The organism is Pseudomonas ulcerans (assembly GCF_036324125.1).
Taxonomy (GTDB): domain Bacteria; phylum Pseudomonadota; class Gammaproteobacteria; order Pseudomonadales; family Pseudomonadaceae; genus Aquipseudomonas; species Aquipseudomonas ulcerans.
This window is the reverse complement of sequence record NZ_JAZDQN010000006.1, coordinates 1-15,604: the sequence shown is the minus strand read 5'-3', so window position 1 is coordinate 15,604 and position 15,604 is coordinate 1. Positions and strand designations below refer to the sequence as shown.

General features: G+C 65.7%; 13 protein-coding genes. 6 read left to right on the top strand and 7 right to left on the bottom strand.

The features are described from left to right. Positions 1-21: 21 nt before the first annotated feature. From V0R59_RS07440 to V0R59_RS07420, 5 genes are all read right to left on the bottom strand, one after another. Entirely contained in the window at positions 22-1,689 is a 1,668-nt protein-coding gene (locus V0R59_RS07440) for an ABC transporter ATP-binding protein/permease (protein ID WP_330077758.1), read from the bottom strand. Then, positions 1,686-4,490, bottom strand: a complete 2,805-nt coding sequence (locus V0R59_RS07435; RefSeq protein WP_330077759.1) for a M16 family metallopeptidase — start codon at positions 4,488-4,490, stop codon at positions 1,686-1,688. The genes V0R59_RS07440 and V0R59_RS07435 overlap by 4 nt, the downstream gene beginning before the upstream one ends. Positions 4,491-4,514: 24 nt before the next feature. Further along, positions 4,515-7,346 (bottom strand): TonB-dependent receptor, encoded by a 2,832-nt coding sequence (locus V0R59_RS07430; protein ID WP_330077760.1) that lies wholly within the window; start codon positions 7,344-7,346, stop codon positions 4,515-4,517. 243 nt (positions 7,347-7,589) lie between these two features. Continuing rightward, the gene (locus V0R59_RS07425; protein ID WP_330077761.1) at positions 7,590-8,555 is read right to left on the bottom strand and encodes a FecR family protein; all 966 of its coding nucleotides are present in this window, start codon (positions 8,553-8,555) and stop codon (positions 7,590-7,592) included. Between the two features lie 109 nt (positions 8,556-8,664). Then, positions 8,665-9,168 (bottom strand): sigma-70 family RNA polymerase sigma factor, encoded by a 504-nt coding sequence (locus V0R59_RS07420; protein WP_330077762.1) that lies wholly within the window; start codon positions 9,166-9,168, stop codon positions 8,665-8,667. Between the two features lie 169 nt (positions 9,169-9,337). On the opposite strand from V0R59_RS07420, the gene V0R59_RS07415 reads away from it, so the two are divergent. Together V0R59_RS07415 and V0R59_RS07410 are read left to right on the top strand one after the other, a co-directional pair. Beyond that, positions 9,338-9,745 (top strand): lysozyme inhibitor LprI family protein, encoded by a 408-nt coding sequence (locus V0R59_RS07415; RefSeq protein ID WP_330077763.1) that lies wholly within the window; start codon positions 9,338-9,340, stop codon positions 9,743-9,745. Between the two features lie 8 nt (positions 9,746-9,753). Then, entirely contained in the window at positions 9,754-10,173 is a 420-nt protein-coding gene (locus V0R59_RS07410) for a DUF3010 family protein (protein ID WP_330077764.1), read from the top strand. 19 nt (positions 10,174-10,192) lie between these two features. On the opposite strand, the gene V0R59_RS07405 is transcribed toward V0R59_RS07410, so the two are convergent. Both V0R59_RS07405 and V0R59_RS07400 read right to left on the bottom strand, forming a co-directional pair. Then, positions 10,193-10,504, bottom strand: coding sequence for a hypothetical protein (locus tag V0R59_RS07405; RefSeq protein ID WP_330077765.1), 312 nt, complete (start codon positions 10,502-10,504; stop codon positions 10,193-10,195). A gap of 381 nt (positions 10,505-10,885) precedes the next feature. Next, positions 10,886-11,833 (bottom strand): GlxA family transcriptional regulator, encoded by a 948-nt coding sequence (locus V0R59_RS07400; protein WP_330077766.1) that lies wholly within the window; start codon positions 11,831-11,833, stop codon positions 10,886-10,888. Positions 11,834-12,004: 171 nt separating this feature from the next. On the opposite strand from V0R59_RS07400, the gene choX reads away from it, so the two are divergent. The 4 genes from choX (at position 12,005) to V0R59_RS07380 (ending at position 15,455) form a co-directional block, all read left to right on the top strand. Continuing rightward, positions 12,005-12,946, top strand: a complete 942-nt coding sequence (gene choX / locus V0R59_RS07395; protein ID WP_330077767.1) for a choline ABC transporter substrate-binding protein — start codon at positions 12,005-12,007, stop codon at positions 12,944-12,946. Between the two features lie 161 nt (positions 12,947-13,107). Further along, the gene (locus tag V0R59_RS07390) at positions 13,108-13,992 is read left to right on the top strand and encodes a BKACE family enzyme (protein WP_330077768.1); all 885 of its coding nucleotides are present in this window, start codon (positions 13,108-13,110) and stop codon (positions 13,990-13,992) included. Between the two features lie 16 nt (positions 13,993-14,008). Continuing rightward, positions 14,009-14,974, top strand: coding sequence for an L-carnitine dehydrogenase (locus V0R59_RS07385; protein WP_330077769.1), 966 nt, complete (start codon positions 14,009-14,011; stop codon positions 14,972-14,974). A 10-nt stretch (positions 14,975-14,984) separates the two neighbouring features. After that, the gene (locus tag V0R59_RS07380; RefSeq protein WP_330077770.1) at positions 14,985-15,455 is read left to right on the top strand and encodes a thioesterase family protein; all 471 of its coding nucleotides are present in this window, start codon (positions 14,985-14,987) and stop codon (positions 15,453-15,455) included. The last annotated feature ends 149 nt before the right edge of the window (positions 15,456-15,604 follow it).

The following is a 15,604-nucleotide window of genomic DNA, read 5'->3' as shown; positions in this document are numbered from 1 at the left end:
GGCGCTGCCCGCGTGGCAGCGTCAGGCCGGCACCGTCTCCTGCTCCAGCGCCAGCGTGTTATCGAACAACGCCGCCAGCCCGGGCTGATGGGTGATGGCGATCACGGTGCACCCCGGCAGTTCCCGCTTCAGCCGTTGCAGCAGCCCCCGAGCGCTGGCTTCGTCGAGCTGGTTGGTCGCCTCGTCCAGGTACAGGGTGTCCGGCCGGTACAGCAATGCCCGGGCCAGGCTGATCCGCTGCTGCTCACCGCCGCTGAGCACCCGATCCCATTCGCACTGTTCATCCAGCCGGGCCACCAGCCCCGGCAAGCCCACCGCATGCAGGGCGCCGGCCAGCCGTGCGTCGTTGGGCAGTTCGGTGTCCGGATAGGCCAGCAATTCGCCCAGCGGCATCTTCGCCAGGTAGGGCTGCTGCGGCAGCAACAGGCTGCGGCCCATGGGCAGTTGCCAGTTTCCGCGACAGTACGGCCAAAGGCCCTGCAGGGTGCGCAGCAAGGTCGACTTGCCCAGCCCGCTGCGGCCGGCAAGCCGCACCCATTGCCCAGGCATCACCCGCACATCCAGGCCGTCCAGCAACACGCTGCCATCCGGCCGGCACACCGCCAGGCCCTCGGTACACAGGCACGCCCCTGCCGGCGCCTCGCGCACCTGCTGGCGGCTGGCGGCGATGGCCCGCTCGAACTGTTCCAGGCGCTGCAATGCCGCGCTCCAGCGCACCAGCTTGGGATACAGCTTGATAAACCAGCTCAGCGAGCCCTGCACCGCCGTGAACGCACTGCGGATCTGCATCAGGCCGCCGAGGGTGATGGTCTTGGCCAGGAACAGCGGCAAGGCGGCGAACACCGGGATGATCAGGCTGACCCGTTCGAAGGCCACGGTGAACAGGCTCAGGTTGCGCTCGCGGCCCATCAGTTGCCGCCAGTTGTCGGCGATGGCCTGGAAGCGCTCGGCCAGCTGCCGCCGCTCCACCGCTTCGCCGCGGTACAGGGCGATCTGCTCGGCATGGTCGCGCTTGCGCAGCAGGCTGGCGCGGAAATCCGCCTCGCGGTGCTCGCGTTCGTAGTTCAGGCCATGCAGCGGCTTGCCGACCCAATGGGTGACCAGGCTGCCGAGCAAGGTATAGACCAGCACCAGCCAGACCAGGTAGCCGTCGATGCTGAACGTGGTGCCGAACAGGCTGAAGGTCTGGGTCCCGGACAGCTCCCAGAGAATCACCACGAAGGCACCGACCTGGGCCAGGTTGATGACGAACGAGGCCGTCAGCTCGACGCTCAGGTCGACCATCATGTCCACGTCCTGGGCGATGCGCTGGTCCGGGTTGTCCGGCTCGTCGCCAAAGCCCAGGCGATAGAAAGCCTGATCGCCGAGCCAGGCGGCGGTCAGGCGCTCGGTCATCGCCTGGCGCCAGCGAATCACCAAGCCCTTGCGCAGCCAGTCGAGGTAGACGTAGATCAGCACGTAGCTGCCGATATACAGCGAGTACTGCCCCATCAAGGCATACAGCGCATCGGTGTCGAAGGCGCCGAGGGTGTCGTAGAAGGTCTTGCTCCAGGCGTTGATCCAGACATTGATCTGCACCACCAGCAAGCCCATGCCGATCACCCCGGCGAGCATCAGCCAGGCCAGCCACTGACTGCGACTGCCCCAGAACGGCCGGGACAGCCGGTAGAACGCCCGCAGCGCGTTCACAGGGCCTGTTCCTGCGCGGCCGGGGTCGGCAGCAGGGTCTGCCGGACCTGGTTGGCGCGGGGGAACAACTGCCCCGCGGTGACCTTGAGCGCCTCCAGGGTCAAGCCTTCCGGCAGTCGTGCCTGCTGGCTCAGGTAGCGCGGATCGCCCCAGTGCCGCTCGCTGAGGACCAGGCGGCGCTGCTGGGTCTGTGGATCGTCACGGCGCTTGCGTTCCTGGCGCAGCAGCTCGACGCGCTCGCTTTCGACCCACTTGCCCTCCACTGCCTGCGGCAGCCCGGCCAGGGTATCCCGGGCCAGCGCCCAGAGCTCATCGACCCGGGCCGGATCGCAGGTAAAGCTCAAGCGGCTTTCGATACGCCCGGTATCCGGGTTCAACTCGCTCTCGAACTTCAAGCGGTAGACCCCGGCGGCCTCGCCGCGCAGGCGCTGCTTGAGCTGCTGGCTGGCCAGGTCACGCAGTGCCGCGACCCGCGCCGCCGCCTGCGGACTCCAGGCCTGCTCGCTGTAGCTGCTGGCCTGGAACACCGCGCGCGGCTCCAGGGCGATGGCCAGCGACTCGCTGCGCTGGCCGGCCTTCTGCAACGGCACTTTCGGCGCCAGCGCCTGGCCTCGGGGGATATTCGCCAGACGGGCCAGCACCGCCTCTTCCAGTACCCGGACGTCGATATCGGCCATCAGGTAGTAGGTCACCGGGGCTGCGGACAGGCGCTGCCAGTCGCTTTCCAGCTGGCGGGAGGTCAAGGCTTCGAGGGCTGCGGCATCGGGTGAGTGCCAGCTGTCCTGCCCGTACATCAGCCGACGCATGCTTGCCCCCTCGACAGCGCGCACATCGTCGGGGCGGTCTTGCAGACGCTTGAGCAGTTCCTGGCGTGAAGCGTCGAAGGTCGCCGGGTCGATGTGCATGTCGAGCTGGCTCAGGCGGTAGCTTTGCAGCAGATCGACCAGCGCGCCTTCGGCAGGCGCCACGCTCAGGCTGACTTGCAGCCGCTGGGGCTTCTGCTCGACGCCCAGGCCGACCTTGTGCGCCTTGCGCCAGCTCTCCAGCGCCTCGGCGGACAGCCCTTGCGGTGCGCCGCGGGTGGCCAGCTGGGTGGCCATCTGGGTCCGCCACAGCGGGCGGTCCGCCAGGTTGAAGCCGGCCGTGGACTCGGCCTGCAGCGACCAGCGGCCATCCTCGGCATTGGCCTTGAGCCAGACCAGGCGGTCGCCGTTGCCGAGCTGCCAGTGCTCGACCTTCTCCGCCGCGAACGTTGTGCGCTTGGCCAGGCGGCCTGGCGCCGGCAAGGCCGGCATGACCAGTTCGGCCACCGGCTTGCTTTCAGCCTGAGCGACCTTGTCCCGGGGCGCACTCAGCGAGGAATTGGCAATGGCGGCCTGCATCTCCTCGACCTCGGCCACCGTTGGCAGCGCCAGCGGCGTCAGGCCCGGTGCGCTGAACTGCAAGACCCGGTCGGGACTGCCGATCCAGCGCCACAGCCGCTGGTTCATGGCCTCGCGATCGATACTCGGCAGCACCTCAAGATAACGCTGCGCCGCCGCGTGTTTTTCCACCACCGGTTGGCCCTGCACCGCCGCGTTGTTCAGTTGTTCGACCCACTGCTCGAAGGTACGCGCGCCCTCCTTGCCCAGGGTCTTGGCACCCAGGTCGCGGATCACCGCACTTTCGCGCTCGGCATCGGCCTCACTGAAACCATGCTGGCGCAAGCGCTCGATCTCCGTGAGCAACTGCTGCAAGGCCTGGCGATGCTGCATCCCCTCGACCCCGGCGGCGATGCCAAGCACGGTGGAGTGCTCGCCGATCAGGGTCTTCTGTGGCGTCAGGCTGCGCACGCCGTTGGTCAGTGCCTGACGACGCAGCGAGGTTTGCAGGGCGGCCAGGGTCATGCGGTCCAGCAGCCGCTCGCGCATGGCGGCGCGGGTGGTGCCGCGACTGTCCGGCTCGTGCAGGCGGAACAGCAGGGCCACCTGGTTGCTGCCGGTCTGCGGGTCTTGCAGGCGGAAGATCTTCAGCCGGTCGTCCAGCGGCAGTTCGCGCTGCTCGCGACTGGCCAGGGTGGCAGCGGCCGGCCTGGCGAAGGCCTGCCCGATCTGCCGCGCCAGTTCGCTCGGCTCGAAATCGCCGACCACCGACAGCACCATGTTGTTGGGCACGTACCAGCGCTGCTGGTAGCGCTTGAGTGCATCGAGGCTGGCATTGCGGATCGCCGCCTCGTTGCCGATGGTACGGTGCGCCGGGTAGTGCGAGCCGACCCGCTGGGAAGCAATGCGCTGCTCGTTCATGCGCTGGGCCACGCCCAGGCCGCCGCGCCATTCCTCGATCACCACCGGGCGTTCGCGCTCAAGGTCGGCAGCGTTGTAGTCCATGGCGAACACCAGGTCGGCCAGGGCGTCCAGCGCCTGCGGCGCCTGTTTTACCCCGGACGGCGGGCTGAGCAGGTATTGGGTGCGGTCGTAGTTGGTCACGGCGTTGAAGTGCCGGCCCTGGACCCAACCCAGCGCGGTCATGCGCTCGCGCAGGTTGGCCGCGTCGCTGCCGTGGCTGTAGAAGGTCAGGTGTTCCACCAGGTGGGCGACGCCGACCTGGTCGGCCTCCTCGTCCACCGAGCCGGCCTGCACCGTCAGGCGCAGGTCGAGGCGGTTGGCCTGGCTGGCGTCGCGCACCAGGCGGTATTCCAGGCCGTTGGGCAAGGTTCCGCGCACCACCCCGGCGTCCCAGGGCAGCGCGGTGTCGGGCGCCTGGGTCGTTGCGCAGGCGCCGAGCAGCAGCGGACCAAGCAGGCCCGCGAGGATCTTGTTCATCAGGTTCATTCCACGGTGAAGACGTCAGAAGCGGTAGCCGACCTCAAGCCAGTACTGGCGGCCGATCTCGTAGGTGGTCTTGGCGGTGGAGCCGCTGTAGACGATTTCGTTGACTTCGTCGGTGACGTTGGTCACGTCCACGGCCACGAACAGCGCTTGATCCCTGGCAGTGGGAATTTCCCATTTGACCCGCATGTCCCAGGTCGGCGCCGCCTTGACGGAGGCCGCGTCATAGATCGCCAGGGCCTCGCCATCGACATCCTCGGTGCGCCCGGTGTCGATGATCTGGTCGTAGGCACCGCGGTAGCGGACGAAGTTGCTGATCGTCAGGTTCCACGCGGGGATCTCGGTGATGGTGCTCAGGCGCGCAGTCCAGGGCCGGTTGTAGTCGTTGGGCGGCAGCTCGGTGAAGCTCATGCGCTCGCCGTCGTAGATCACGTCCGAGTCGTTCAGCTCATCGAGGCTGATCGAACTCTCGTAACTGCCGTAGGCGTCCTTGGAATGCGACCAGTCCAGGGCTACCTGCAGGCTGGTGTAGCTGCCCAGGAAGCGGATCGGCTGGAGTGGCGTAATGGTCAGGCTGACGTTGTCGCTCTCGCTCGAACCTTCGTTGGTGTATTGGGTGTAGAGCGACTGGTAGCCCTCCAGCGGGTCCTGGGCCAGCACGCGGCGGTTGGCCTTGACGATCTTGTCGTGGCCGCTGCGGTGCACGTACTTGAGGCTGAAGTCGGTATCCAGCCAGCGCTGTTCCAGGCCCAGGGTCCATTCGTCATCGTAGGGAATGTCGAGACCGGCGAAACGGGTGAGGTTCTGGTTGGTCGTGCCCTTCCACTCGGCAGTCTGGGAGGTGCGGGTGTAGAAGGTGTTGAAGGCCTGGCGGCCATCGTTCAGGCGGTACTTGAACAGATTGCGTCCGTAGTAGCGGTTGGCGCCGAAGACCAGCACGGTGCTGCGGTCGCCGAAGAAATCGTAGTCGCCGGCAAAGCGCGGCGAGACGGTCTTCTGGTCCATGTAGTCGTCACCCTCGAAGCGCACGCCGGGGCGCAGGCCGAGCTTGCCGATCTGCATGGCGTCCTGGGCGAACACCGCCCAGGCGATCTCCTCCACTTCGAGCTTGCCGGCGCCATATGCCGTGCGCTGGTTGGCCCATTGCCGGGTATTGCCGTCGGCCAGCAGGCTGATGGAACACCAGGGATCGTCGTTGGCGCAGGTGGCGATCGTGTCCCTCTTGAACGCGCTCACACCCTGCCCGGTGCTCTCCCGCTCCCAGGTGGCATCGGTGCGGCGCAGTTCGACACCGGTGGTCAACGAGTGGGTGGCACCGGCGAACTGGAACGACTGCCAGTCGACCTTGAGGTCGTAGTCGATGCTTTTCTGGGTCTGGTCGAGGTTGCCGAAGGAGCCTTCGCCACTGCGCGAGTTGCCGTTCTCCAGCTTGCCCCAGTTCTTGGCCTGTGAGTAATACCAGGCGATGGTGTCGCTGGCATTGCCGGTACGCGAGCTGTACAGGTCGTTGTAGGCCAGGGTGTGGGTCCAGCGGGCACTGTCGCCTTCCCAGGTCGCCTTCAACGCGCCCTGCTTGCCACCGTTGATGTTGGTAAAACCGGAGTTCAGGTAGTTCTCGCGGAACAGCCGGTTTTCCTGCGGGGCGCTGAGCAGGGTGAGGTCCAGGCTGAGGCGATCGTTGACCGTCCAGTAGGTCTTGAGCATGTAGTTGTCGAGCTGCCGGGTCTGTTCCTTGTCGCCGTCGTTGTACGGGCTGGTGTAGCCGTCGGCGTAGAGGTTCATCGGCATGGTGGAACGGCGCTGGGAGAAGCTGAAGATCGCGCCGAAGTCATCATTCAGATGACCTTCGAGGGTGCCACGCAGCGTGGTCTTCTCGAAGTCGGGGGTGTACTGCTCGTTGCTGGCGTTGTCGAAGTTGGCCTGGTCGGCGCCGGTGATGTGGTACTTGGTCCACTCGGAGCGGCTGAGGCTGTAGGAAATCTTGCCGTGGAAGTCCTTGGTCGGTCGGCGGGTGATGGAGTCGATCACACCGCCGTTGAAGCCGCCGTACTCGGCCGGCACGTTGCTGTCGTAGACCTTAACTTCTTCCAGCAGGTCGGCATCCAGGGCGATGCCGTACGAGCGGCTGGGCGCCGCATCGAACTGGCGGGCTTCGCCGAAACCATGGGCACCCGGGTCGAGGTCGTTGTTGATCGAGATGCCGTCGATCATGAAGTTGTTCTGCCAGAACTTGGCACCGTTGATGCTGATGTCCGCCGGGTCGATTTCGCCGGGAGTGTTCGAGTTCTGCTGCGAGCTGCTGAACTGTACTGCCGGATGCATCTGCAACAGCCTGGTGATATCGCCATTGGCGCCGGGGAAAGCCTGCACCGCCTTGTGGTTGATCACCGTGGCGCCCTGGTAGCTGTTTTCCTCGGTACCGCCGAGGACCAATGTGTCGTGCAGTTCCAGCTTGCCCGCATCGGCGTCGGCGAGCAGGCGGAAGCTCAGCACACCGTCGTTGTAGTCCCAGGTGATGCCGCTGCCCTGCAGCAGGCGCGACAGTGCGCCTTCGCTGCTGAGCTGGCCGTGGACCGGGTTGGACTGCTGGTCGCGCAGCCATTGGGCGTCGACGGTGACCTGCAGGCCGCTCTGCTGGCCGAAGGCGATCAGCGCGCTGGACAGGCGCTGCGCCGGGATATCGAAGGCATGCACCTGGCTCGGCAACTGCGCGGCGGCCTCGTCGGCCAGCGCCGGCAGCACCCCGCCGTTCAGACAGGCCAGACCCAACAGACCACCGCACGCAGCGCGTTTCAACCGCAACGACCAACCGCCCCGGCCTTTCGGCACCGGGCAAAACACCTGAAACATGACTGGCTCCCCGCCCCGGGAAATCCCGGAAAAATTGAATACGAATGGATCTCATTGCTGCGCGCGGAGCAGAAGACGGGGTAGCGCGGAGGATTTTCAGAAAAAAATGAAAAAAGTTTTGGCGATGGTCGACGCGGGTAGGAGCTGCGTTAGCTGCGAAGGACCGCGCCACATGGGTTTGGGTAAACCGGAAGACGTTTAGATACCCATGCAGCGATGAGGCCAGAAAGGACGAATGAAGATTCAGCGCAACACGATGACCCAAGGCCCCCAGGCCTCGACCTTGCCACCATGGGGCTGCAACACCGCGCGCAACGCCGCCTGTGGCTTGCGCAGGTCATACACGCCGGTCACGCGCTTGCGCCCCAGTTCGTCGTTGCGCAGCACCACCAGGCCCGGCGTGTAGCGACGCAACTCGGCGACCACCTCGCTCACCGGCGTATCGTCGGCAATCACCTGGCCATTGCGCCAGGCTGCAGCCTGGGCCGGGGCGAACCTGTCCAGGTGCGCCAGCCCGTCGTGGTAGTCCAGGCGGTCGCCCGGCTTCAACTGCGCCGCCAGCGCCTTGGCCGCGCGCCAGTCATCGACCTTGACCGAGCCTTCCTGCACCGCCACGCGCATCTGCCCGGCGCCGACATCGACGTTGAACGCCGTACCGGTAACGGTGACCTCCAGGGCTTCGGCACGTACATGGAACGGCTTGCCTTTGTCCGGCATGACCTTGAAGAAGGCCTGCCCGCGGATCAGCTTCACATCACGCCGGTCACCGGCGTAGTCGACGGCGATCGCCGTGTCGCTGTCCAGTTGCACCAGGCTGCCATCGGCCAGGGTGACGTCGCGGGTCTCGCCGGCAGCCGTGCGGTAGTCGGCCTGCATGCGCAGGGACAGCGACGGCGCCAGGGCGATCATCAGGCAGGCCGCGACCGCCCCGCCCAGCCAGTAACGCCGCCGTTTCGGCCGCACCGGCAGGGGCATCACCGGCGCCAGCTGCGGCTCGACCGGCCATTGCGCCTGGGTGGTCGGTGCCAGTTGCGCGCTCATCTGCCAGACCCGCTCGGCCTTTCGATAGGCCTTGGCATTGGCCTCGTCGGCGGCGCACCACTGCTCCATGCCGGCGCGCAGTTGCGCATCCCCGGGTGCCGCCTGCAGGCGCAGGAACCAGTCCAGGGCCTGGTCCCGGCGGCGGGTCGCGCAGTCCGCTGAGGTCATGTCCGGCATCTCTCCGAAGGCTGAAAAGGGCGGTAAGGGTCGCACACTCGTCCCTCGCGTCGCAAAAGACGCATCAGCCACGGATTTTTCCAGCGGATTGTCGCGCATATCAGTCATCGTCCGGCTCCAGGCATTCCAGGCAATGACGCAGGGCGTCGTGCACCAGTTGATGGACCAGGCTGGTGGACACGTTCAGGTGGCTTGCCACCTGCTGCAAGGTGAAGCCGCCAAGGCGGTGCATCTCGAAGGCCAGGCGGGTCCGTTCGGGCAGCGCTTCGAGGGCACGGCTGATGGCAGCCAGCTCGTTCTGGCCGCTGACCTCGCGCTCTGGCGAGGCGCTGCTGGAGGGCAGTTCGGCAAGGATCTCGTCGCCGCCGGGCTGGGCTTTTTCCGTGGCGTGGCGGCGGGTCAGGTCGAGGGCCAGGTTGCGCACGATGCGGTACAGGTAGCTGGCCGGATGGCGGATCGCCGCGTCCTCGTCCTGGCGGCTGAAACGCAGCCAGGCCTCCTGCACCACGTCCTCGGCCCGCGCCCGGCAGCCGACGATGGGCGCCGCATAGTCCAGCAGCGCCGCGCGATGAGCGAGGTAGAGCTCCAGCTTGTCGTCCGCCACGATTCGGCTGCCTGTCGATGAAGTCGCCCGGAGGCATGGGTCGGCGATGTTACCGGCAGTCGATAATCATTATCAATAACAACTGATAAAACCTTCATCTGCCCCTGCTGTTCAATGCCCGGTCAAAGAGCGAGAATCCCGCCCCATAGTCCCTTGGGAGATGACTTTGATGAAATCGATGGTCTTGCTGATGCTGGCTGCCCTGGCCGTAGGTGCCCACGCCGCCGAAGAAGAAAGCACGCCGTGCGACAACGTGGAAACCGACCAGCAGAACTACGAATGCGCCCGCTACAGCCGCACCGCCTCCGAGCGCGAGCTGGACGCCGCCTTCGCCGACCTGCGGGACCGCATCAAGGAGCAATACGCCGGCAAGGCCGCGAAGGTCGCCGAACTGACCAAGCGCCTCAACGACGCCGAAGCGGTGTGGAAACAACTGCGTGACGCCGACTGCAAGGTCGAGACCTACGACATCCCGGCGGGCAAGGCCTTTGAAGCGGCGCAGAACACCTGCATGGCGCAGCGCAACGACGACCGCTCCGAATACCTGCAATCCCTCGGCCTGCCGACTTCCGACTGAGTAACCCAATGATCATCTGCGGTATCGAACTCAAGGGCAGCGAAGCCCTGCTGGCCCTGGCCAGCCTGGACGCCGGGCAACCGATACATGTGGCCACGGCGATCAAGAAGATCGGCATCGAGGACGACGAAGACGCGGCGCAAGTCCGCGACTTCGCCGCGCGCATGCAGGCGTTTGTCGGCGAGCACGGCATCACTCACCTGGCGATCAAGAAGCGCAGCAAGAAAGGTGATTTCGCCGGCGGGCCGGTGACCTTCAAACTGGAAGGGGTGTTGCAGCTGCTGCAGGGCTGCGAGGTGCACCTGGTGTCGCCGCAGACGATTACGGCGCAGGGCAAGAAGCATGATTTCACCCCGCCGGCAGCCCTCAACAAGTATCAGCACGAAGCGTGGAAGAGTGCTTGTGCGTTGATGTTCAAGCGTCGTTGAGGGCTATTTTCAGGCGCGCCTAGCCCATCGCCTGCCCCTCCTCCATCCCTTTCATCATCGACTCGGCCAACGCCATGGATGCTTCCAGGGTGTGCTGGGTCGCCCAGAGCATGCCCGCCAGGTAGTTGTCCTTGACCGTGTCACAGGCCTGGAGATTGGTTTCGTAGGCGGAGCGCAGCATGACGATGAGGTGGACCATGGCCTTGTCGAATTCGGCACCGCCACATACGGCAAACAGCGGGGGATGATCGCTACGGCAGGAGGCGAAGCGGGTGTGGACGGTGAGTCCGCGTGAGGATGGCGCGGGGGGATCGGGGACGATCTTTTTCATGGGCATTTCCTTTCGGTAGTGAAATGGAACTGCCAGACGTTGCTGTCAAACAAGCGGGTGGCAGCTGTACGCGGGTTGACAGACCGGGCCGAAAGGACCCCGGCGCGCACGAATGCGCCCCACGCACAGCCGCCATGACACGAAGAAAATGGGCCATGGGCGTTGCGGGTACTTTCGGTAGCGGTCTGTCAAAACCGGTCGCCGGACATCAACGACGGCAGCAAGACTAGGCAGCGTTTCCCCAGCACGCAACGGCTGATAAGCCGCGGAAGTATGCTTGGGAAATTGCCTACAAGAAAGTCGGAGATCGGTGAAGTTTCGTAGCCATTTATGGCAATCACTGATGGTTTTCCGGGGCTGCAAAGCGGCCCCAGATATTCCCTAGCCACCCCCAAGCGCCCGCCGATCCTCCCGCGGACAACACTGAAACCGCGCCCGATAACTCCTGGTGAAATACGACGGCGAATCAAATCCGCAGGCAATGCTCACCTCCAGCACACTCATCCCGGTCTGGCGCAGCAACTGCCGTGCCTTGTCCAGGCGCAGGCGCAGGTAGAAACCGCTGGGGGTGTCGTTCAGGTTCAGGCGGAACAGACGCTCCAGCTGGCGTCGGCTGACCTGGATCGACTCGGCCAGTTCCAGGGTGTTGAGCGGCGTTTCGGTATTGCGCTCCATGGCGCCGATCACCTGCACCAGCTTGCTGTTGCTGATGCCGTAGCGCGAGGCGATCTGCATGCGCTGGTGGTCCTGGCGCGGGCGGATGCGGCCGAGCACGAACTGCTCGGACACCTGGATCGCCAGTTCCGGGCCATGGGCCTGGCCGATCAGGTCGAGCATCAGGTCGATCGAGGCGGTGCCGCCTGCCGAGGTGATGCGCCGACGGTCCACTTCGAACAGCTCCTGGGTCGCCTCCAGGCGCGGGTAACGCTCCTTGAACGCCTCCAGCGCTTCCCAATGCAAGGTGACCCGGTGCCCGTCGAGCAGGCCGGCCTCGGCGAGGATCAGGGTGCCGGTGTCGATACCGCCGAGCACCACGCCTTCGTGATCCAGCTTGCGCAGCCAGTGGGCCAGGGCCGGGCCATAGCCCTGCAGCGGCTCGAAACCGGCCACCACCAACAGCGTCGCGCCCTTGCCCAGTGGCTCCAGCGGACCATCGGCGTTGACCGACATGCCATTGCTCGCCAGCACCGCCCCGCCGTCCAGGCTCAACACCCGCCAGCGGTACAGCCCGGGGCGAAAGCGGTTGGCCACCCGCAGCGGTTCCAGCGCCGAAATGAAGCCAAGGGCGGAGAAGCCGGGTAACAGCAGAAAATGGAATTCCTGAAGCATACGGGGCGACTCGCTGGCCGGGAAACACCGGTTAATACTCCCCAGGTCGCCACTGTGCAAGTGCCGGTCGCCACAGTGCGATTTCATCGGGCCATCCCCGCGTAACTTGAGCACCACGGCTCGCAGAAGCCGCCCCCCATAACAATTAGAACTGCCGTTGGAGGAGCCACCATGCAATCGATCAGTCGTTCGCTTCTGATGCTCGTCGGTACCGCAATCCTCAGCACCAACGTGATGGCCGCAGAACCGGCCGCCTGCAAGAACGTGCGCCTGGGCGTCGTCAACTGGACCGACGTGATGGCCACCAGCGCCATGACCCAGGTGCTGCTCGACGGCCTCGGCTACCAGACCAAACAGACCAGCGCCTCGCAGCAGATCATCTTCGCCGGCATCCGTGACCAGCGCCTGGACATGTTCCTGGGCTACTGGAACCCGATCATGACCCAGACCATCACGCCGTTCGTGGATGCCGGGCAGGTCAAGGTCCTCGACGCACCGAGCCTGAGCGACGCCCGCGCCACCCTCGCGGTGCCCAAGTACCTGGCCGACAAGGGCCTGAAAACCTTTGCCGACATCCACAAGTTCGAGAAGGAGCTGGGCGGCAAGATCTACGGCATCGAGCCGGGCTCCGGGGCCAATACCCAGATCAAGGCGATGATCGCCAAGAACCAGTTCGGCCTCGGCAAGTTCCAGCTGGTGGAGTCCAGCGAGGCCGGCATGCTCGCCGCCGTCGACCGCGCCGTACGGCGCAAGGAAGCGGTGGTGTTCTTCGGCTGGGCACCGCACCCGATGAACGTGAACGTCGACATGGAATACCTCAGCGGCAGCGAGAACGCCCTCGGCCCGGACGAAGGCCGCGCCACGGTATGGACGGTGACCGCACCGGACTACGCCAGCCGCTGCCCGAACGCCAGCCGCCTGCTGGCCAACCTGACCTTCAGCGCCGAGGACGAGAGCCGCATGATGCAGCCGCTGCTCGACCACAAGGACGCGCTGGAATCCGCGCGGCAGTGGCTCAAGGACCATCCCGAGGACAAGGCGCGCTGGCTTGAAGGGGTGACCACCTTCGATGGCAAGCCGGCTGCAGACAACCTCAAGCTCACCGCCAACTGACAGACCGTTATCGCGGCGGTCCGGCGTCCCGGTGAACCCGCTCCCACAGGGGTCGCACACCTTGTGGGAGCGGGTTCACCCGCGATGAGGCCCTCCCAAACGACAAAAACCTCGCTGCCGATCCCGGCAACGAAGCCCTGACACGCCTGAAGGAAACCGCAATGAACCACGACGTCATCATCACCTGCGCCCTCACCGGCGCCGGCGACACCGCCAGCAAGAGCCACTTCGTCCCGGTCACCCCGAAACAGATCGCCGAGGCCGCCGTGGAAGCGGCCAAGGCCGGCGCCACCGTGGTCCACTGCCACGTCCGCGACCCGCAGACCGGCCGCTTCAGTCGCGACGTCAACCTGTACCGCGAGGTGATGGAGCGCATCCGCGAATCCGACGTCGACATCATCGTCAACCTCACCGCCGGCATGGGCGGCGACCTGGAAATCGGCCCGGGCGAGATGCCCATGGAATTCGGCGCCGGCACCGACCTGATCGGCCCGCTGGAGCGCCTGGCCCACGTCGAGGCGCTGCTGCCGGAAATCTGCACCCTGGACTGCGGCACCCTCAACTTCGGCGACGGCAACAGCATCTATGTCTCCACCCCGAGCCAGTTGCGCGCCGGCGCCAGGCGCATCACCGAACTGGGCGTGAAGGCCGAGCTGGAGATCTTCGACACCGGCCACCTGTGGTTCGCCAAGCAGATGATGAAAGAGGGCCTGCTCGACGACCCGCTGTTCCAGCTGTGCCTGGGCATCCCGTGGGGCGCGCCGGCAGACACCACCACGATGAAGGCCATGGTCGACAACCTGCCGCCGAACGTGACCTGGGCCGGCTTCGGCATCGGCCGTATGCAGATGCCGATGGCGGCCCAGGCGGTGCTGCTCGGCGGCAACGTACGGGTCGGCCTGGAAGACAACCTGTGGCTGGAAAAAGGCGTGCTGGCCAGCAACGGCCAACTGGTGGAACGCGCCGCCGAGATCCTTCACCGCCTCGGCGCCCGGGTCCTCACCCCCGCCGAAGGCCGCGCCAAGATGAACCTGACCCGTCGCTGATCCACAGGAGAATTTCATGAGTTTCATTACCGACATCAAGACCTTCGCCGCCCTCGGCAGCGGCGTGATCGGCAGCGGCTGGGTCGCACGCGCACTGGCCAACGGCCTCGACGTGGTGGCCTGGGACCCGGCGCCCGGTGCCGAGGAAGCCCTGCGCAAGCGCATCGCCAATGCCTGGCCGGCCTTGGAAAAACAGGGCCTGAAACCCGGCGCCGCACAATCGCGCCTGCACTTCGTCGCCACCATCGAGGAATGCGTGCGTGACGCCGATTTCATCCAGGAAAGCGCCCCGGAGCGCCTGGAACTGAAGCTCGACCTGCACGGCAGGATCAGCGCCGCCGCCAAGCCCGACGCGCTGATCGCCTCCAGCACCTCGGGCCTGCTGCCCAGCGAGTTCTACGAATCGTCCAGCCATCCCGAGCGCTGCATCGTCGGGCATCCGTTCAACCCTGTGTACCTGCTGCCGCTGGTGGAAATCGTCGGTGGCCGCAACACCGCGCCCGAGGCGATCGAGGCGGCGAAACAGGTCTACAGCGCCCTGGGCATGCAACCGCTGCACGTGCGCAAGGAAGTCCCCGGCTTCATCGCCGACCGCCTGCTCGAAGCGCTGTGGCGCGAGGCGCTGCACCTGGTCAACGACGGCGTGGCGACCACTGGCGAGATCGATGACGCGATCCGTTTCGGCGCCGGCCTGCGCTGGTCGTTCATGGGCACCTTCCTCACCTACACCCTGGCGGGCGGCGATGCCGGCATGCGCCACTTCATGGCCCAGTTCGGCCCGGCGCTGCAGTTGCCGTGGACCTACCTGCCGGCACCGGAGCTGACCGAGGAACTGATCGACGCCGTGGTCGATGGCACCAGCGAGCAGCGTGGCGAACGCAGCATCGCCTCGCTGGAGCGCTATCGTGATGACTGCCTGCTGGCGGTGCTCGACGCGGTGAAAACCACCAAGGCCCGCCATGGCCTGAACTTCAGCGACTGAGGAGACCGCGATGCCTGCGCTGACCACCTACCGCACCCCGGTGCTGCCGGACTGGGTCGACTACAACGGGCATCTGCGTGATGCCTTCTACCTGCTGATCTTCAGCTACGCCACCGATGCGTTCATGGAGCGTATCGGCCTGGACGCTGACGACCGCGAAACCAGCGGGCATTCGCTGTTCACCCTGGAGTGTCACCTGAACTACCTGCATGAGGTGAAACTGGGCACGCAGGTATGGGTCAACACCCAGGTGATCGGCTTCGATCGCAAGCGCCTGCACCTGTATCACAGCCTGCATCGCGAGGGGTTCGACGAGGCGCTGGCGGCCAGCGAGCAGATGCTCCTGCATGTGGACCTGGCGGGGCCGAAGTCGGCGCCGTTCACGCCGGAGACGGTGGAGCGGTTGCAGGGGATCATCGCGGAGCAGTCGGATCTGCCGGCGGCGGAATTTGTCGGGCGGGTAATGCGCTTGCCCGGCTGATCGCAGCCCTTGTAGGAGCGGGTTCACCCGCGATTACGGTGGTGAACTCACTGACGTTAAACGCGGGGGTACCCCGACCCCAAAAAAATGGCCACAAAAAAAACCCCCGCCACCCGGGTAGCCCCCCGGGGCAAAAAGCCCCCACCAAA